Here is a 20,478-nt window from a genome sequence, read left to right as displayed (position 1 = left end):
CTATGAAAAACGGATAATTCACCTATCCTTTTAGTGCATCCTCTATTTCTTCTAGACGGTCTAAAGAATCGTCTAGGTAAAACTTTAGTTCTGGAACTACGCGCAGTTGATGTCTTACTTTTTTCCCTAATTCAAAACGGATTTCGTTTTTATGTTCATCTAAAATCCCCTTGAAATCTACTTCTTCATTGTGTGGAAACAAGCTCAATGCAACCTTAGCTAGTCCAAGATCTGGAGTAACGCTTACATGAGTAACACTCACCATTTGACCGGGAAAAAGTACCGAATCTTTGGTTTGAAATATCGTTGATAAATCTTCCTTGAGTAATTGGTTAATTCGTTTTTGTCTGATGCTATCCATTCAGTATTTTTATTTTAACCTACAAAGTTAATCCCAAATATTCCAATTTTGAAATTATGAGATTATTCTTTACAAAAAATCTCACGAAATTGTTCAAATATTTGTACCTTAGGAAAAGGAATTTTTCCTACAAGTAATGACATTTATGGTTTAGTTATCTATCGGTATAAGATAAACTTTCGGAGGAGAAAAGAGATATTCAACATCGAAATACACCGAGAAACAAACTAAAACCTATGAGTAAATAAACATATAATTCGGTTATCAAACAGGGTGAAACATCCCCCGTTCCTTCCCAAAAAGTTGGGACAAGCTACTTAAAGAGAGAGTTGATAATCATTAGTAAAAAGAAATGATAAAAATATGGAATGGATTTTAGGATTATTTTTAGGAATAGGATTAGCTGCTTCGGCTGGTTTTAGGGTTTTTGTGCCACTATTTGCTATGAGCTTGGCAGCTTATTTTGAAATTATTCCACTCAACGAAAGTTGGAAATGGGTGGGAAGTTTTACGGCTGTAGTGGTATTGGGTATCGCTACTTTAATAGAAGCTTTGGCTTATTTTTTTCCTTATGTAGATAACCTTTTAGACACAATTGCCTTGCCTTTAGCAACTGTTGCAGGAACTTTAGTGGTTGTAGCAACGGTGAATGATATGTCACCAGTAGTTACTTGGGCATTAGCAATTATTGCAGGAGGAGGAACAGCTGGAGCTATAAAAGGGATGACGACCTCTACCAGAGCCGTAAGTACGGTGAGTACAGCTGGTGTTGCAAATCCGATCATGGCAGGTGTAGAAACCATTTTTGCTGGTTTTATGGCTATTGTTTCCATACTTTTACCCATTTTGGCCATTGTTTTTGTGTTTGTAATTTTATTCTTTTTTAGAAAATTATTTCGATTTTTCAGGAAAAAACAGCGTTCTGAACCTGTCTAATACCATAAATGATCTAACACAGCGATAAAATCAAACTAAAAAAATCATCAAGCCCCTTGTAATAAGATTACAAAGGGCTTGTGATGATTATATTTTATGACAATACGTTTATTTAGTATTCCATCAAATCTTCAATAGCTTTATCTAATCGGCTATTTGCTAAATAATCTTTTTCTAAACTTGCTGCAAAAGGTATTGGGGTATCCAAAGAGGCAACCCGTTTTATGGGTGCATCTAGGTATTCAAAACATTCTTCGGCAATTAAGGCAGAAAGTTCTCCACCGATTCCAGAAAACATAGAATCTTCATGAAGAATCACAACTTTATTCGTTTTTTTAACAGTTTCCAGAACAGCATCTTTATCTAAAGGAACTAAAGATTGTAGATCTAATATTTCTATGGATTTTTCTGGATGTTTTTCTACATATTTTTTCGCCCAAACAACTCCCATTCCATAAGTAATGATTGATAGATCGTCACCCTCTTGAACAATATGAGCTTTTCCTATTTCCATATTGTAATAATCTACGGGAACATCTTCATAAGAAGACCTATATAATGCTTTATGCTCAAAGAACATTACTGGATTAGGGTCTTCGATAGCAGCAATAAGTAAACCTTTGGCTGCTGAAGGTGAAGAAGGATAAACCACTTTTAGTCCTGGGGTTTTTGTAAACCAAGCTTCATTTGTTTGAGAGTGAAAAGGACCTGCCCCTACTCCTGCCCCACAAGGCATTCTGACTACTACATCTGCATTTTGCTCCCATCGGTAGTGAGACTTTGCCAAATTATTTACAATAGGGTTAAATCCTGAACTTACAAAATCTGAAAATTGCATTTCCATAACGGCTTTTTTCCCATTGATACTAAGTCCTAGCCCTGCTGATACAATTGCCGATTCACATATTGGTGTATTTCTTACTCGTTCTTTTCCAAATTGATCAATAAAGCCATCGGTAATTTTAAAAACACCTCCATATTCTGCAATATCTTGCCCCATGATCACTAAATCATCATGTTTTTCCATGGCTTGTTGCAATCCTTTAGAGATGGCATCTACCATTCTTATATTCTCCGTTTTGTCATATTTTGGTTCAATCAAAACAGGAGTATAAGGTGCGTAAACATCTGCTAATTCTTTTGCAATATCACCATTCTTAGCTTCTTCTTCATAAGCTATTTGCCATTCTGAAAGAATATGAGCATTCAATGTTTTTTTGAGTTCTTCTACTTCAGAACTTGATATAATTTCTTCTTCTAAAAGGAACGTTTCAAAATTGTTTACAGGATCTTTTTTCTCCCAAAAATCCATCAGATCTTGTGGTACATATTTTGTTCCTGAAGCTTCCTCATGCCCTCTTCTTCTAAAAGTTTTGAATTCCACCAAAAATGGTTGAGGGTTTTCAGCTTGAATACTTTTTATCTCTTTGATGGTTTTGTAAACTTCTAATATATTATTTCCATCTACAATACGAGATTCCATTCCATATCCCACAGCTCTATCTGCCAAATCCTTGCATCGGTATTGCTCAGAAGTGGGAGTAGATAAACCATATCCATTATTTTCTATCACAAAAATAACAGGTAAATCCCACACTGCAGCAACATTCAATGATTCATGAAAATCTCCTTCTGAGGTTCCTCCATCACCTGTAAAAACTGCAGTAGTTTTTTTGTTGTTTTCCAAAAGATTCGCTAAGGCTATTCCATCGGCAACGGCTAACTGTGGACCTAAGTGAGAAATCATCCCAACGATATTGTAATCTTGTGTTCCAAAATGGAAAGAACGGTCTCTTCCTTTGGTAAAACCATTATCTTTCCCTTGGAATTGAGAAAAAAGTTTTCTTAGAGGAATGTCTCTAGTTGTAAACACACCTAAATTTCGGTGCATAGGTAAAATATATTCTTCTGCTTCCAATGCTTTGGTTACTCCCACAGCAATGGCTTCTTGCCCTATTCCTGCAAACCATTTAGAAATTCTCCCTTGACGGAGAAGTATCAGCATTCTTTCTTCTACCAACCTTGGTAAAAGAATGGCTTTATAGAGATCAACTAATTCGTTGTTCTCAAAACCTTGACGGTTAAATTTTATTTCCATTATTTTTTTTCAAAAAAAACTAAAAGTCTTTTTAGTGTTAAATTCCTAACACAAATTCTGTGGCAAATTACTCATTTTTCCGATTTAGAAAGAAAAATTTGCAAAAAAAGCAATTAAAAATCCAAGAACGATGGCGATAATTTTTTTAAGTTGAATTTTATGATCTGATGCAGACTCAAAAAGTATGGTGGTAGAAATATGCAATAGCAAACCTATTACAAGTGCCATAAGTTCGTTATGATAAGTAGAAAAAATACTTACACTTCCTCCAATCCAAAGCCCTAACGGCGCTGAAATCACATATAGTACAAGAAATAGAATATTTAGTTTGTTAGGGTTTTTTCTTAAAATATTCCCTAGAACCAAAGCAATTGGAATTTTATGTAAAACGATTCCATAAAGCATAGATGAATGTGCATGAGTATGCCCCAAAATAGGCATGGTTTCTATCAGTGAATGAAGGCTCAAGGCTACTACAACCCCCAAACCTATTTTACCGTGAACATGACCGTGCTCTATACCTTTACTCCAATAATCTAAAATTAATTGAATAAAAAAACCAATAAAAATCCATAAACCTAAATAAACACCTTCTTGATGTTGATGTCCATGGTGGTCGGAATGCGCTACCGCTCCCTGCGAATAAATTTCTGGCAAAATATGAAGAAAAACGATTCCCAGTAGATATGCACCACTAAAAGTAGTAAGCCAACGCACCACTGGACTACTAAATAATTTAAAACCATGATAGTAATACCAAAAAGAGAATAATCCTGCTAAGGTAAGTAATGCAAATTCCATTTATCTTTTTTGTGCAATTAAGATCAATCTTGTGGAAGATTGAAGGTCAAAAGGATTTAAATCATAATCTCCAAAAGTTTGAACAATTTCAAGGTCATTGGATTCAAACATCTTTTTAAAATCCAATAATTCTAAACCAAATACTTCTTCTTGAAAGTCAAACTGATGTCCTTGGTCATTAAAAGAAATATTCTTCTTGATTTTTGCACCCTCAACAGATCTAGAAATTTTGAAGTGAATACCTTCTTTGACAATTTCTTCTTTTTCTATAATGTTGTTTTTCACCAAATGAGCATTCATAAAATCAAAAACAAAATACCCTTTAGATCGAATACACTGAGCAAAGTTTTTAATAACCATCTCATGACGCTCAAGAGTATCAAAATAGCCAAATGAAGTGAAAAGATTACAAACTAAATGAGCATTTTGAAATACTCCTGCGGGGCTATTAAGCATATTGTGTTCAAAGAAATGAAGATTACATTTTTCATATTTTTTAGCTTCCGCAATACTTTCTGGCGATAAATCTAAACCTATTGTATCATATCTTTTATCAGCAAAAATACGTGCGTGCCTACCCTTTCCACAAGCCATATCAACCACTTGATCATCTGCATTTAAAGGAAGAAAATCGCATAATTTATTAATAAAATGTGCGGCCTCTTTATGATTTCTATTATTATATAAGATATGATAGTAAGGACTATCAAACCATGATTCATACCATTTACTCATCCCAAATATTTCGATTGTTGCCACAAATATATGAGATAAATATTAAATGCAACAATATTTCACTTAGAGTATTCTTATGAGTCAGCTAATCCCATAAATCATTTTAACAAAAAGGAAAACCATTTCAAAAAAAAACGAAAAATTTTAGTCATTTTTTCCCCTAAAAATTAAAACGAGTAAAATCAAAGCACCTTGTATCAATAAAATGCATATTTTTTTCCAACTACTGTTTATATTTAAAATAAAAGCTATTATTTTTGTGCATCAAATTTATAAAGATGGCAAAGAAGAAACACGAAAAGAAGTTATCTAAATCAGAACAAGAAATTCAAGAAACAGAAAAAACCCTTGAAGCTTTTGAGCAGTCTCTGACAAAAACGGAGTTGTATATTGAAGAAAATAAGAAATCTATTTCAATCATCCTTACAGCAATTATTGTGCTTTTTGCAGGGTATTATGCTTATCAAGCATTTGTGGTAAAACCTAAAATGACAGAAGCCCAAGATAATATGTTTACTGCTGAGAGCTATTTCAAAAATGGAAACTGGGAAATGGCCTTGAATGGAGATGGACAGGATTTAGGATTCTTAGATGTTGCTTCAGATTATTCTGGAACTCCAGCAGGTAACTTAGCCAATGCGTATGCAGGTATTTGCCTTGCAAAACAAGGAAACTTCGCTGAAGCCATTGACTACCTTGAAGCTTATTCAGGAGATTCTAAAGTGGTTTTACCAATGGTAAAGTCGGCTTTGGCAGATTGTTATGTTCAAACACAAGATATGGCTGCAGCCAAAGGAGCGCTATCAACAGCGATTGCTTCTACCGAAAATAAGTTTTTGAAATCTAACCTTCTTAAAAAAGCAGCTCTACTTGCAGAAAAAGAAGGAGATGTTTCTTCTGCAAAAGATTATTACAAGCAAATTTTGTCAATTGACAAAAAGTCTCAAGACGGAAGATTTGCTGAGAAAATGCTTGCAAAACACGGAGAATTCTAAAGAAAATATCCAATTGTAGGATTTTTCGCCAATACAAACAAAAAAAAGGTTATACTTGCAAAAGTATAACCTTTTTTATATTATGGCTACAAGCAATTTATCAGATTACAACTCAGAATCAGTACCTAACGGGGAAGGATTTAAAATTGGTATCGTAGTTTCGGAATGGAACAAAGATATCACTGAAAACCTCTATAATGGAGCTTATGAAACACTCGTAGAAAACGGTGTCAACCCTTCAGATATTATTCGATTAAATGTCCCTGGGAGTTTTGAATTAATCTATGCATCAAAATTGATGATTCAAACAACTAATGTGGATGCAGTGATAGCTTTAGGTTCTGTAATTAGAGGAGAAACACCTCATTTTGAATTTGTTTGTGATGCCGTAGCTCAAGGTACTAAAGACATTAATTTGAATTTCGAAACTCCAGTAATTTTTGGATTACTTACAGATGATTCTTATGATCAAGCTGTAGCCCGATCTGGAGGAGACAAAGGAAACAAAGGTGTTGAATGTGCTGTGGCAGCTCTAAAAATGGCAGCTTTAAACCAAGTAATGATGCAAGATGAGGACTACGACTCAGATGATATCGACTTTGATAATTTGTAGAAAAAACATAAATTCATATCTTTAAGTCTCTTTTTATAAAGGGACTTTTTTTTGAATCATTTTTTTCCTAATAAATGTCTAAAAAGAACAATATAGCAAATAGAATTATTGGAATTGATATTGCACGTGCCTTGGCAATTTTCGGAATGATTGTGGTTAATTTCAAAATGGTGTTAGGATCCAAAGGTAATGGCTGGGAATACCATTTCTCAGAATTTTTGAGTGGAAAAGCTGCTGCTTTATTCGTTGTTCTAGCTGGTACTGGCTTAGCACTGATGTCTAACAATGCCATTGCGAATAATGACCTGCACAAACAGGAAATAATTCGAAAAAACATCTTTAAAAGAGCCCTTCTCCTATTTTTGATTGGGCTATCCTATATATGGATTTGGCCTGCCGATATTCTTCACTTTTATGGCATCTATATGCTTATAAGTTTATGGTTTTTAAGAAAAAAATCATCCACCATATTTCTCGGAATTGCGTTTTTCACACTTTTATTCCCAGTATTGTTAGTTCTTTTACCTTATGAAAAGGGCTGGGACTTTGTAACTTTAGATTATCAAGATTTTTGGTCTCCAATTGGTTTTTTTAGAAATCTATTTTATAATGGTTTTCACCCAGTAATCCCTTGGGTTTCTTTCATGCTTTATGGTCTTTGGCTGGGTAAAAAGGACTTAAACAATCTTAAAGTTATCAAGAAATACTTTGGCTATAGTCTAATGATTTTTCTATTGATTCAATTACTCTCATTTTTACTTCAAACCTTTTATACCCCTGCGAATAGAACCATAGATTGGGAACAAGAAATATGGTTTTTCACGACTTCTCCTATGCCACCACTGCCACTCTATTTGATTAATGGTATGAGTTTCGCTACTTTTGTGTTAACAGGAAGCATTTGGCTTGGAAAAAAATGTAAAGACAATCATTTCATTCATTTTTTGGCGAACACGGGAAAACTAGCTTTAAGTTTCTATATCATTCACGTGGTTATTGGAATGGTGTTACCCGAAGTTATAACTTCTAAATCTCTCGGTCAATTTTCCATTCAATTTTCGGTGAGATATGCTTTGCTTTTCTGCATATTTTGTTCAATATTTGCCAATATTTGGTTGAAAAATAAGAAATATGGACCTTTTGAATGGATTATGAACAAAATTTTAAAATAAAATATGACCTATAAAGAATTATTCCGTGTTGTGATAAAGTTGTTTGGATTATACCTCTTCTTTACAAATTTCAATCTCCTTTTATTAAATCCACTTATATCAATTATTTCTGAACCACGTCTAGAATATACTTTCCTCTTTTTCTTATCTAGCCTTGCGCTTCTTTTAATCGTTTGGATTTTCATTCTTGATACCAATATGATTATACGTCTTTTCAAGCTAGAGAAAGAATTTGAAGGAAAAACAATTTCTCCTGCTCTTCAACCGAAACAAATATTAGAAATTGCACTAATTATTCTGGGAGGATTTATATTTATCCAAAATATCTCAACATTTCTTAGTCACACCTTTTTAGCATTTAAAACCTCGGTAATGGCTGAATCTTTAGGCATGGTCACAGGAAAATATTCAGCATCTAATAGCTATCTACCTTGGCTTTCAAGCTTTTTAAATTCCTTAATAGGTTATTTATTGGTCACCAACTATCAACGGGTTTCAAAATATTTAATAAAATAGAATCTTGTTGCTCTGTTAAAAATTCGAAAAATCAATAAAATTGTCATAATAAGTGTAAGTTTTAACTAATAATTTAGACCAAATTTAAATTATGTAGTTTAGCATGATTTATTAGAAAAACACTTTTTTATGAAATTGCGAAGAATCTCCCTTGGTCTTTTGGTTACTTTCAGCTTATTGTTATCAATAGAAAGTAAAGCTCAAAAATATTCCGATACTGAATACAAAAACAATCCACACTGGATTGAAATGATGAGTAATCCCGAAGCCAATTTCTACGAAACCCAAAAAGCCTTTAAACTTTATTGGGAAGGTAGAGAAATCACCAAAGGTTGTGGTTATAAACCCTTTAAGAGATGGGAAGAAAGTATGCAATACTGGGTTGATAAACAAGGAAACAAACCCAATAGCTCTAAATACCAAGGTACAATCATAGAAGGAATAAAATCAAGTATTTCATCTTCTAATAATGAATCGACTCAAGCACAATTCATTAGTCAAAATACTGCAAACACCTCAACGACGTGGAACTCTTTGGGTCCTATCAATGTTCCATCTACCACCAACTGGACTAGTTCTTCTCCTGGAATAGGACGATTAAATACCGTTGCATTCCACCCTACTGATAGTAATACATTCTATGTAGGTGCACCAGCGGGAGGTGTCTGGAAAACAACAGACGGAGGAAACACTTATACCTGTTTGACCAATCAACTTGGTACTATGGGAATTTCTGATATTTATGTTCATAAAACAAACCCCAATCATATTGTAATAGGTACAGGTGATGCAGATGGTTCTGATGCTTTAGCATTTGGATTTTTCTACTCAACTGATGCAGGAAGTACATGGATTGCTTCAACTACGGGACCTCCAACAGGAACCGTCTCTACTATTGTTGCAAATCCATCAAACCCTAATACGCTTTATGCTGCAGTTAGATATGATGGTGTTTATGTCTCTCATGATGCAGGAATAAACTGGACAGAGAGCATTAGCGGAAATTTTAGAGATATCGCATATCACCCAACAGATTCTAATAAAGTTTATGCAGTAAAAGACAGTAGATTTTACAGAACCATAAATGCAGGGTCTTCTTGGACAAGTCAAAATATCGGTGGAGGAAATCATTCAAGACTCACCATTGGAGTTTCTCCGAACCAAGCCAATACCGTATATCTCTTTGCTGCTACAGGCTCAGGATTTGGAGCTTTTTATAAATCTACGAATCAGGGAGTTAGTTTCCTTGCACAAACAGATGCAAATACCCCTAACCTGATGGGATGGCAAGTGAGTGGAAATGATTCTGGCGGTCAATCTTGGTATGATATGGCAATCGTAGTAAACCCCACCAATGCTAATGAAATATATGTGGGTGGAGTAAATATCTGGAAAAGTATCAACGGAGGTCAAAACTGGTCTATAGTAACACACTGGTATGGAGGCGGAGGAAATCCAAATGTTCATGCGGATCAGCATCGATTTAGATATGACCCACATGGAAGAATGTTTATTTGTAATGACGGAGGTTTACTCATAAGAAAAAATGACAACCTTTTCACCTTAAAATCAGATGGTTTAGTTATTTCTCAAATATATAAACACAGTGTTTCGGCACAAAACCCGAATTTAATTATGGCAGGTTTTCAAGATAATGGTACAGCACTTTATCGAGGTGGAAATTGGCAAAGAGTTATTGGGGGTGATGGAATGAATTGTATTATTCACCCAAATGATTCGAATGTTCTATTAGGTTCTTTATACTACGGAAGTATCAGACGTAATTTAAGCTCAGGAAATGGATTTTTCACAACTATTGCAGCAGATAATGTTAATGGAATAACAGAAAGTGGTGCTTGGGTTACGCCATTTGTATTGAACGAGTTTAATCCAAACAGAATGTATATAGGATATAGAAATGTTTGGACCACTGACAACTATCAAGAATTTAACAACCAAAACATTGATTGGGAGCAAATTTCAACTAATTTAATTGGTTCTACAAAAAAATTAAGAGTGTTAGAAGCTTCGAGAGCAGATTCCAATATACTGTATGCAGCGGAAAGCACAGGTTTAAAAGTTTCAAAAAATGTAAATAGTCTCAGTCCAAATTGGTCAAATGTTAGCCTTTCTGGTACTCCTGGGAATGCAGATAATATTTATGCTATAGAAACTGTTCCAAATGATTCTTTAAAACTTTTCATAACAATTGATCAAAAAGTTTATCAATCTACAAATGGTGGAATTTCTTGGCAAGACATCAATTATAACCTAAATACTTCTGTGATAAAAAGAAGTTTACTTTGGGTAGATATTCCAAATGGAAAAGGACTCTACACTGTAGATGCATTAGGTGTTTACTTTTTACCCGAAGGTCAATCAATATGGCTAGAAATCACCGATGGTTTACCGAATTATATTTCTGCAAGAGATATTAAAATTTACAAAGGTTTAAATATAAGTGACTCAAAAATTAGTATCGCAACCTACGGTAGAGGAATCTGGCAGGCACCAGCATACACTACTTCGGCTTTTCAATTTACGGCTTCTGATAGTGTGGTAAATCTTTGTAAAGGAGATGTTAAATTAGTATCCACAAACATTGCTGATAGTATCGGATGGTTTAATGATTCATTTCAACAAATAAGTGTGAATGCAACTTATATTATAGGTAATACCACAGGTGGAAACATCTTTGCTATAGGTACTTATAATGGTATTAAGGACACCGTGGAAATTATCATTAACAATATTACTTTTGACACTACCATTATTGCAAGTGCCACAGGATTAAGCGTTCAAGATGCTCAAGCGGATAGCTACCAATGGGTTACTTGTCCAAGCATGACAGAGATATCAGGTGCGACAAATAGCTCTTATACCCCAACATCTTCTGGATCTTATGCCGTAAAAATGACCAAAGCAGACTGCGAAACCGTAAGTTCTTGTAGGTTCTTTGTTCCATTGTCTGTAGAAAATGTAGAAAATTCTTTATTTGGCATTAGCCCAAATCCATTTTCGAATGTTTTACAAGTTAATTTAAACAGCATTCAAGTTGAAAAAATGACCTTGACAGATAGCCAAGGAAGGCTTATCTGGGTAAAAGAACAAGGATTTGGAGAAAAAGAGATTATCGATACAGAGAAAATCCCTTCGGGAATCTATTTTTTAAATATCGATACAAAAACGGGTAAAGAAACCCATAAGGTGGTAAAAGAATAGTTTTTTAAAAAAATATAAAGATCCTAATCCCAAACACACCTGTTTGGGATTTTTTTATTCAAATTTGTTGAATCAACCAAACTGAGAAAATGTCCACAACCTTAAAAAATATTATCGTAGAAGAACTTCCCTTAGACTCTATCAAAGAAAATTATAGACGATCGGTAAAGAATGCTTGTTCTTCTGAAGTAGATCCAGAAGTATTTCCGAATGCTGAAATAATTCATATAAATCATGATTTATTGAAGAAATTGGACATTCCTGGATTATCAAATTCCAACGATATTTTAATGTACTTTTCCAGTAAAAACAAGCTCCTCAACAGCGTTTCCTATTCTTGGAACTATGCAGGACATCAATTTGGTAATTGGGCTGGGCAATTAGGAGATGGAAGAGCCATTAATCTCACAGATCTTTTGGTTCAGTCAAAATTGTTTTCTTTACAATTAAAAGGTGCAGGCCCTACACCTTATTCAAGAAAAGGTGATGGCTACGCCGTTTTACGCTCTTCTATTAGGGAATATTTGGCAAGTGAAGCTATGCATCACCTAAGAGTACCTACCACACGAGCCTTGGGGATCCTAACATCGGGAAAAAATGTGATGAGAGATCCGCTCTATAATGGAAATCCAATCTATGAAAAAGGAGCCATTGTTTGTAGAGTTTCTGAATCTTTTATTCGTTTTGGAAATTTCGAGCTATTATCGTCACAAAATGACTTAAAGAATCTTAAAAAATTGGCGGATTTTGTGATAAAATATCATTTTCCGACTCTTCAAAAAAGTAGGTCACCTTATTTGGAATTATTTGAAGAAATAGCGATAAAAACTCAAAAACTCACCATGGAATGGCTTAGAGTAGGATTTGTTCATGGTGTTTTAAATACGGATAATATGTCTATTCTTGGACAAACAATTGATTATGGTCCCTTTGGTTTTTTAGATCATTTTGACCCCAACTGGACTCCAAACACTTCTGATTTTGATCAAAAAAGGTATCGCTTTTCTTCTCAAATTTCTATCGGACTTTGGAATTTGTATCAACTTGCTAATGCGCTTTATCCAATTATTGAAGACTCCAAAGAATTAGAAAGAATTCTTAAAGATTATCAAAATACCGCTCATAAAAATTATCTTACTGTAATGCTTAAAAAATTGGGTTTAAATATAGATCCTCAATTAGACGATTTTGTGTGGAAACTTGAAGAGAATATGACTAAAACTCCCGTAGATTACACGATATTTTTTAGAAATTTAAGCCAATTTGATGAAGAAAATCCGCACAAATGGTTTGATATTATAAAAGATAGTTTGTATCAAGAACTAGAAACCAATCAGCTTTTATCTTGGGAAAAATGGTTTCACTCTTATGCCTCAGAATTAAAAAATCAAGGGAATTCTAGACTTCGTAGAAAAGAAGAAATGGATCAAGTGAATCCTAAATATATCCTCAGAAATTACATGGCTGATGCATGTATTTCTGCGGCTGAAAAGGGGGATTTTTCACTTTTTAATGAGTTTTATTTACTGCTCCAAAATCCTTATGAAGAACAATTTGAATATGAAAAATGGTTTAAAAGAAATCCGTTCTGGACTAAGGAAAACCCGAATTCATCAACGTTATCTTGTAGTTCTTGATGAGATTTTCATCTCGTCTTCTCTTGAAACAATTGCATTATAGATTCCTATTAATATAAGAAAAAGCATCATACCTTTACTTTTCATTAATAAAGACTCTGTAAGAAAAAACAAACTAAAAGCAAACACTGTAAAAATCATATAATAATGCCTTCTCTGCACACTCTTTATTAGTGTGATGAACAAAAGTGTTATCAGAACCATAAATTGAAAAATTCCACCACTCAAAAGTGTTTCAAAATACTGGTTGTGCTGGTTAAAGTTTGAATGAATAAATTTTTGACCATCATAAATACCGTGCTTATCCAGCCCTATTTTTTTCATATAGGCACGTCTAACAGGTAATGCATTAGAAGACCCTATTCCAAAAACCCAAGCATCTTGCTCATGAAGCACTCCAATAGCTAAATGATTCAACAACAAACGAATATCAGAGGAATTATAGTGAATATCTTGATCATAATGATCTTTAAATTTTCCTGTGGTATCCACTTGCAACATTTGTTTAAATCGATCCGTTTCTGAAATCTTAAAAGCGAAAAACACGCCCAAAATACTCAATACAACAGCAATTCCCATTTTTCTTTTTAGACTTGTCTTATACTTGATTATAAAACGAACTAACTGAATCGCAAATCCTACAGAAATCATTATAATTGAGAGCCTAGACTGTGGCAAAATAATGGCTATGAGCAAAATAGAAACAACAACTATTTTTGGGTAAACCTTGAAATCTCGCTCTAAGATTTTTTCAGAATAAAGAACATAATAAATTAAGCAAACCGCGGCAAAAGAAAAAGAGGTATAATGGTACCGAATATGCTTAGGAAACTTATAATACTGATTAAAAACAGAAGTTTCTTTTCCCGTCCAATCAATTTGAAAAGTGTGAATAACTAAACTATAAATAATCAGTAATAAAAACCCAATGAGATAATAGTCTATAATTTTTCGAACCGTTTTTCTGCTAAAATGAAGCCCATAAAAAGCAACAGGCAACAGCACAAAGGGCAATAAAAAAAAGAGTTCTTTCCTCCATAATGGCAGATTTGTAGAATAGAAATAACTATATAAAAATGGTAAATAATACAAAATCATCAGAATACTCACAATCTGATTTTTCCATTTCCATTTTTGATTCCAAAACTCCTTTCTTGAAAGAGTGAAAAGCAACAGAATCATCAAAACAAACGTTGAGATGGATTCTTTTAAAAGTAAAGAAAGAAAGAGTACTCCAAATAGTACTTCTCGGATTTGATTAAATGTATATTTTCCTCTTAAAAAATGCTTCATATAGCCCGCTATCTATCATAAAAAAAAAGGATTCTCTTATTCTGTTGGAGAATCCTTTTTATCTATCATTGGTTGTTTCCGAAATCTTATTTCTTGAATGGCAGAACCACTTCAATTTTTACATCTGGCCAAAGTTTTGTAACTCCGTCAGCACCTTTATGCAAATCCTTACAAACGTTATTTAATGCTGTTACAGCATCATCAGCTTTCCAGTCTGATAAATTCATGATTCCCTTTACAGAATAAGCGTTATTGGTCATTAGACGATATTCCATTGCTAAAGTTCTAGAGACATCATTCATTTGAATAGAAAGACTCAATTGACCATTTTTATCGGTTCCCTTTACCTCAGAAACAAAACCTTTAATGACCGAAGTTTTTGCCATTTTTCCAAAAAAGTGTTGTACCAATTTTTTATCTCGATCCGCACTATTAGAAAATACACTACTGATATTGATATCAAAACGAGCATTCTCTAAAGCATCTTTAAACGTAGCACCATAAAGCTTGCTATCTGTTTTCACATCTTTAAATGTTCCAGAAACTCCTACTCTTTCAGTGAATTTATAGGCGGTCCATTTTACAGAAACTTCTTCTTTAGAAAAATTCAAAGTTTCTACTTTCTTCTCCTTTTTCACTTCTTCTTTGTTTTTTTGAGAATCTGAGCTACAAGCTACAATTCCAAAAATAAGTACTGCAAAAAGTACAATTCTTTTTAATAACATCTTCAGGTTGTTTTTATGTTTATTATTATCCGTAAAATTATAAAAAAAGAAAAACTAATCATTAGCCCTTCCTTAAAAAATTGTAAAGTATCTTTGATTTGATTAAATTATACCATTTCTCATCTTTCTTTTTATGGGAAATATAATAGCATACATGGTTAAATCCTATTTAGAATTTTTCTTTTGTAAATGCCGAAATCGGTATATGTGAGTAATTTTAGCAAAAAAATGGTTTTAAGTTCTTATTTTTATGATTTTCAATATTAAAACATTTATTTTCTTCTGTTGTTTTTTCGTGTACAATCATCTATCTGCACAAAATTTTGGAGGTTTTGGTACCAAGAATACTTGGCAATTTATAGAGAGTAAACATACCCGTGTTATCTATAATCCTGGAATGGAAAATCAGGCTCGAAGAATTTTACACCTATCCACTTTGCTTGCCGAAAAAAAATCTCGCTCTGTATATGTCCATGACAAAAAAATAGACATCCTTTTACACAATAAAACCACCACTGCAAACGGATATGTAGGACTTGCACCATGGCGATCAGCTTTTTTTGCTACTCCTCCCGAAAATTTCTCAAATCTCGGAAGTGTCAATTGGCTTGATGCACTAACGATACACGAATATCGTCATCATCAACAATTTATGAATTCTTTAGAAGGTATTACTAAAATAGCAAAACTCATTTTTGGAGATATAGGACATGCAGCATTCAGTAATTTGGCATTACCCAACTGGTATTTTGAAGGAGATGCCGTAATTATGGAAACAGCATTAACAAAAGGAGGACGAGGAAGAAATCCGTATTTTTTTCAATTATTAAAGGCAAATTACCTTGATCATAAAACATTTGAATACCATGAATTGAGAAATTCATCTTTTGTAGAAAAAAGGATGAATCATTATACCTTGGGATATCTTATGCAAAGCTATATCAGGAAAACCTATGGAAACGACATCATGAAAAAAGTTGTAGCCCAAGCCAATTCTTTTGACACACCTTTTCATACTTTCAAAAATTCCTTACAAGACTATACAGGTAAAACTACCAAGGAAATTTACAAGCTTGCTCTAAATGATTTTAATACAAAATACCAAAATCATCTTAACCGTGGGGAATTCAAAAATTACTCATCAATTTCGCCAAAACAAACAGCGAACGAATCCTACTATTATCCTCAATTTTCTATTGATGGCGAAAAGGTATTTGCAATAAAAACCTCTTATAACGACCTAGAAACATTGGTTTCCATAAAAAACGGAATTGAGCAGAAAATTTGCTCTGTGGGACGAAATTCAAGTAAAAATTTTCATGAAAACAACGGTGCTTTTGTCTGGACAGCCTTTAGCAATAATACCTTTGAGTACAACCATGATTATAAAAATATTTACCTTTTCAAAGATAATAAAAAGCAAAAAATCACCCATAAAGGTAAATTTCATTCACCGCAAATCACAAAAGATCATCTGTGGATTTATGCCTTATCTTTTGATGAACAAAATAATTCTTCTATCCATAAAATATCGGTAAAAAATGGAGAAAAGAATACCGTAAAAGTATTCCCGAAAGAAGAATATATTGCACAAATGACCCTTAGAGAACATCATAACGAAATATTTTATATCAAAAGAAAAAATCAAAAACTGGCTGTATTTCGATATGATTTATCGAAAGGAATTGAATTACAATTATGCCCTTGGACGCATCATATTATTGATAATTTGAGAGTCTTTCAGGATAAAATATTGCTGAGCTCTTCGCTGGGTGGTGATCAAAATATTTTCTTTATTCCTACAGATCGTTTTTCCGAAAATTCCTATAAGTTAACCCAAGCAAAAATTGGAGCATATCAGCCAGATGTATATCACAATCAGCTCATTTTTACGCAAACCAACAGCAATGGATTTGAAATCCAATCCACTAATTTAAAAAGCCAGTATTTAAAGCCAATTTCTGTAAAGGAAAACAGTACACTAAAAAACTTTCCTGAAGCAAATTTCCAATTAGAAGGTGGTGATATTTTAGATCATTTTGAAGAACCTAAAAACTCACCAATAGCTAAAAAATACCGATCTGGAATTTCAAAAATCAAGCTACATAGTCGATATTTTGATTTAAGAAATAACAAAATAGAATTGGTTTTTGATGGACGTGACATTCTCAATGAAAACAAAGTTCAACTCCGTGCAGGATGGAATCGGGAGTTTAATTTACCCTATTTTGGTTTTGATTACCATTTTAAAAGAAATTTCTTAAAATCAGTTCATTTGAGTTTTAATGCTCGATGGTTAAGGAGTTCAAACAATATTGTTTTCAATGAAACAGATCTTGCTTTAAAATATCCATTGGTGCTTTTAGGAACAGAAAAAAATGCACACTATTTCGTCAAAATTGAACCTAGAGTTCGAGTTTTTTCAAGATTTAGAAGATTTTTTGAAAAAATTCCTATGGGAACTCAAAACAAATACGATGCAGGCTTAAAACTGGATTCATATTGGATAAGAAGACCGACGATTCAACAAATCATTCCAAAATTTGGTGTTAGACAATTTAGCGATTTCTACTCGAGTGATCAAGCACTGTATTCAAAAACAACACTCTATTTCCCTGGTATTACAAAAAATCATGGAATTCAGATGGAGTATCAGTTTCAAAAAATGTTTGACTTTACAGGTGTATTTGCAAATTTCTATTTTTCGAACCCTAAAGGCTATATACTCAAAAGTGACCTTGAGGAAGGACACGCCTTTAAATTTGCTTATCGTTTCCCTCTTTCTTATCCCGATTTTGGCTATGGAGATATTGGTTATTTCAAGAGAATTAGCGCTTCAGTTTTTTATGATTTTTCCAATGAAAAAAGAAAAGACAAATTTTATACTTTTAATTCTATAGGAGCGGGAATATTTTTTGACAAACAGATGCTAAATTTAATACCTTTGAAGCTCGGTTTAGAGTTTGCTTATTTACTAAATACGGATCCTCTAGATAAAAATAGAAAGTTTGCCATTATTCCCACAATTAACTTAAATTTTTAAGACTAAATTGTCTCTATGAAACAAATTGAAAAAATTCCCAATTGGTTATTGATTCTGTTGAGCGTTGTTCTCTATTATGCAATCTGGATTCCCTTGCACTGGTCTCTACTGGGTTTTATAGTCTTTTTACCTTATCTAATTCTTTTAAACCGATGGGCAGAAAAAGGTAGAAAATCATGGAAAGTTTATGGTACCACTTTTCTCATCTATTTACTCCCTGCACTCTGGACAAACTCTTGGATAAGCAATGCTCATTGGTCTGGAACAGTTGCTTCGGCATTTTTTCTCACACTATTACTGAGTATTCCTTTCTCTCTTTTCTATCGTTATAACAGAAAAAAGAAAGTGAAATATGGTGGTTTTGTTTTTGTCCTCTCTATGGTAGGACTAGAATATTTACAAAACAATTGGGATTTCACTTGGCATTGGAATAACCTTGGAAATGCACTTTCCAATTTTCCAAAACTGATCCAGTTTTATGAATTCACAGGATATTCTGGAGGAACATTTTGGATGCTAGCCACCACAATACTTATTTTCCTATGGTTAAAAGGTCATAACCGTGTAAAAATCATCCTGGCTTTAGTATTGATGAATGGAGTATTTGTGAGCTTAAATTTTCAAGATTCCGTGAAATATGATTCAAGTGATTCAAAATTGAATGTCATTATTCATCAACCAAATTATGATGCCTATCAAGAGAAATTTTCTACTCCTATGGTTTTTCAGATTGATGCATTCTTTAAAGATTTTAAATCCTTAGATACCATCAGCCCTCAACTCATTGTTTTCCCAGAAACTTTTTTGAAAGAAGAAATAAATGAAAACGAAATTGATTCAAATCCATTTATCAACTATATACAGAAAAAACTTCCGAAAAACGCAACTGTTTTGATGGGAGCAAATAGTTATCATAGCGTTAACCCAAAAACCACCTTGGACCCTTTTACTGTTAGAAATTCTCATTCAAAAGGTTTTCATAGAAAATTTAACACAGCAATTCTTTTTAATAAAGAAAAAGTATTTGGTTTGTATCATAAATCAAAATTGGTAGCTGGTGTAGAAACCGCACCACATCCTGAGCTTCTTAGTGTTATCCTGAAAGGTTTTAATGTAGACCTAGGAGGCGTTTCGGGTGCTTTAGGCAAAGATGCTCAACCAAAAAATCTTTCCACAGAGACCTTTAACCTTTCTCCCATTATTTGTTTTGAATCAACCTTTTCTGAATATATCGGAGAATTCACAAAACAAGGAAGTCAGTTAATTACTGTAATTACCAATGATGACTGGTGGGGAAATAGTGCAGGACATAAACAACACTTAGCTTTATCAAAAATAAGAGCGATAGAAAACAACAAAACAATCATTCGTTCTGCAAACACGGGAATTTCAGCCATTATTTCTAATAAAGGAGAAATAATCCAATTCTTAGGATATAAAGAACGAGGAAATATTTCAGGAAAAATTGCGTTACAAGCATCACCTAGTTTTTATGCCAAAAATGGTAACTTAGTAGCTCGTATCAGTTTGTTTGTACTGGTTTTACTAATTTTACAGCTTGAAGTTGTACTCATCAGAAAAATATCATAATATGAAAAAAGTTAGCTTGAGTCTATTGACATTATCTTTCATTGCTTTATTTTCTTTAGAATCCTGTTCTAAAAATGAAGTTTTTGATCAACAAGAATTCACATTTAATATCCAAGCAACTGCAAATGGAAAAGTGGTTCAAGTAGATGAAGTTCATGACATTGCTAATGATGATTTTAAATTCAAAATTTTCAAATTCTATGTATCCAATATTGTACTCAAATCAGGAAATGAATCGGATACGCTAAAAAATGTGGCTTTAATTGACCTATCAAAACCTGAATCATGGTCTTTCTCAAAGCAATTAGCAAGAAAAAAATATACACAGATTGAATTTTTGCTTGGTCTAGATTCACAAGTAAACAAAACAGACCCTACTGATGTGGAAGCGGAATCGCCTTTGCATTCAATTACTGGAATGCACTGGAGCTGGGCAACCCTTTACAGATTTGCACTGATAGAAGGTAAATACGGAGAAAAAGGACAAACATTAAGTGAAGATTTTGCTTGGCATACAGGAAAATCCCCATTACTAAGAAAAGTAAGTTTTGCTATTCCCTCAAAATACTATTCACAAAAAGAGGTTAACCTAAATTTTAACCTCAACCTCAATAATTTAACAAAAAATCTTTCCTTACCCGAGGAAAAAATCACTCATACTACGCCACAAAACATTAATATTGCACACAAAATTGCGGATAATATCCAAAGCAATGTTTTTTTAACAAACAACTAAGACGG

General features: G+C 33.3%; 16 protein-coding genes. 10 read left to right on the top strand and 6 right to left on the bottom strand.

Going from position 1 to position 20,478, the window contains the following annotated elements; all coding sequences use genetic code 11:
• Positions 1 to 22: 22 nt before the first annotated feature.
• Entirely contained in the window at positions 23 to 361 is a 339-nt protein-coding gene (locus N4A45_00525; protein ID MCT4663698.1) for a ribosome-binding factor A, read from the bottom strand.
• Between the two features lie 363 nt (positions 362 to 724).
• Between N4A45_00525 and N4A45_00520 the strand changes: the two genes are divergently transcribed.
• On the top strand, positions 725 to 1,297 hold the full coding sequence (locus N4A45_00520; GenBank protein MCT4663697.1) for a DUF4126 domain-containing protein: 573 nt from the start codon (positions 725 to 727) through the stop codon (positions 1,295 to 1,297).
• Positions 1,298 to 1,409: 112 nt separating this feature from the next.
• On the opposite strand, the gene N4A45_00515 is transcribed toward N4A45_00520, so the two are convergent.
• From N4A45_00515 to N4A45_00505, 3 genes are all read right to left on the bottom strand, one after another.
• Complete coding sequence (locus N4A45_00515) at positions 1,410 to 3,395, bottom strand: dehydrogenase E1 component subunit alpha/beta (protein ID MCT4663696.1); 1,986 nt, start codon at positions 3,393 to 3,395, stop codon at positions 1,410 to 1,412.
• Positions 3,396 to 3,479: 84 nt separating this feature from the next.
• Positions 3,480 to 4,196, bottom strand: a complete 717-nt coding sequence (locus tag N4A45_00510; protein MCT4663695.1) for a ZIP family metal transporter — start codon at positions 4,194 to 4,196, stop codon at positions 3,480 to 3,482.
• Entirely contained in the window at positions 4,197 to 4,931 is a 735-nt protein-coding gene (locus N4A45_00505) for a class I SAM-dependent methyltransferase (protein MCT4663694.1), read from the bottom strand. It abuts the gene before it with no gap.
• Positions 4,932 to 5,209: 278 nt separating this feature from the next.
• On the opposite strand from N4A45_00505, the gene N4A45_00500 reads away from it, so the two are divergent.
• From N4A45_00500 to N4A45_00475, 6 genes are all read left to right on the top strand, one after another.
• Positions 5,210 to 5,926, top strand: a complete 717-nt coding sequence (locus N4A45_00500) for a hypothetical protein (protein MCT4663693.1) — start codon at positions 5,210 to 5,212, stop codon at positions 5,924 to 5,926.
• Between the two features lie 82 nt (positions 5,927 to 6,008).
• Positions 6,009 to 6,539: a 6,7-dimethyl-8-ribityllumazine synthase gene (gene ribH / locus N4A45_00495; protein ID MCT4663692.1), complete on the top strand. Its 531-nt coding sequence runs from the start codon at positions 6,009 to 6,011 to the stop codon at positions 6,537 to 6,539.
• Between the two features lie 74 nt (positions 6,540 to 6,613).
• On the top strand, positions 6,614 to 7,711 hold the full coding sequence (locus N4A45_00490; protein MCT4663691.1) for a DUF418 domain-containing protein: 1,098 nt from the start codon (positions 6,614 to 6,616) through the stop codon (positions 7,709 to 7,711).
• A gap of 3 nt (positions 7,712 to 7,714) precedes the next feature.
• The gene (locus N4A45_00485) at positions 7,715 to 8,227 is read left to right on the top strand and encodes a hypothetical protein (GenBank protein ID MCT4663690.1); all 513 of its coding nucleotides are present in this window, start codon (positions 7,715 to 7,717) and stop codon (positions 8,225 to 8,227) included.
• Between the two features lie 129 nt (positions 8,228 to 8,356).
• Entirely contained in the window at positions 8,357 to 11,449 is a 3,093-nt protein-coding gene (locus tag N4A45_00480; GenBank protein ID MCT4663689.1) for a T9SS type A sorting domain-containing protein, read from the top strand.
• Between the two features lie 89 nt (positions 11,450 to 11,538).
• Positions 11,539 to 13,086: a YdiU family protein gene (locus tag N4A45_00475; protein MCT4663688.1), complete on the top strand. Its 1,548-nt coding sequence runs from the start codon at positions 11,539 to 11,541 to the stop codon at positions 13,084 to 13,086.
• Here N4A45_00475 and N4A45_00470 read toward each other — a convergent pair.
• The gene (locus tag N4A45_00470; protein ID MCT4663687.1) at positions 13,069 to 14,379 is read right to left on the bottom strand and encodes an O-antigen ligase family protein; all 1,311 of its coding nucleotides are present in this window, start codon (positions 14,377 to 14,379) and stop codon (positions 13,069 to 13,071) included. The two genes, N4A45_00475 and N4A45_00470, sit on opposite strands and share 18 nt — an antisense overlap.
• An 86-nt stretch (positions 14,380 to 14,465) precedes the next feature.
• Positions 14,466 to 15,104: a YceI family protein gene (locus N4A45_00465; protein ID MCT4663686.1), complete on the bottom strand. Its 639-nt coding sequence runs from the start codon at positions 15,102 to 15,104 to the stop codon at positions 14,466 to 14,468.
• A gap of 250 nt (positions 15,105 to 15,354) precedes the next feature.
• On the opposite strand from N4A45_00465, the gene N4A45_00460 reads away from it, so the two are divergent.
• From N4A45_00460 to N4A45_00450, 3 genes are read left to right on the top strand one after another with little or no spacing between them, the layout of a single operon-like run.
• Positions 15,355 to 18,147 (top strand): hypothetical protein, encoded by a 2,793-nt coding sequence (locus N4A45_00460; protein ID MCT4663685.1) that lies wholly within the window; start codon positions 15,355 to 15,357, stop codon positions 18,145 to 18,147.
• Between the two features lie 15 nt (positions 18,148 to 18,162).
• Positions 18,163 to 19,737, top strand: a complete 1,575-nt coding sequence (gene lnt / locus N4A45_00455) for an apolipoprotein N-acyltransferase (protein MCT4663684.1) — start codon at positions 18,163 to 18,165, stop codon at positions 19,735 to 19,737.
• Position 19,738: 1 nt separating this feature from the next.
• A complete protein-coding gene (locus tag N4A45_00450) occupies positions 19,739 to 20,473 on the top strand; it encodes a hypothetical protein (GenBank protein ID MCT4663683.1) in 735 nt (244 codons plus the stop codon).
• The last annotated feature ends 5 nt before the right edge of the window (positions 20,474 to 20,478 follow it).

The sequence above is a fragment of the Flavobacteriales bacterium genome (assembly GCA_025210805.1).
Lineage (GTDB): Bacteria > Bacteroidota > Bacteroidia > Flavobacteriales > CAJXXR01 > JAOAQX01.
Note: the sequence above shows the minus strand (reverse complement) of the source record. Positions and strands in the feature narration are given on the sequence as shown.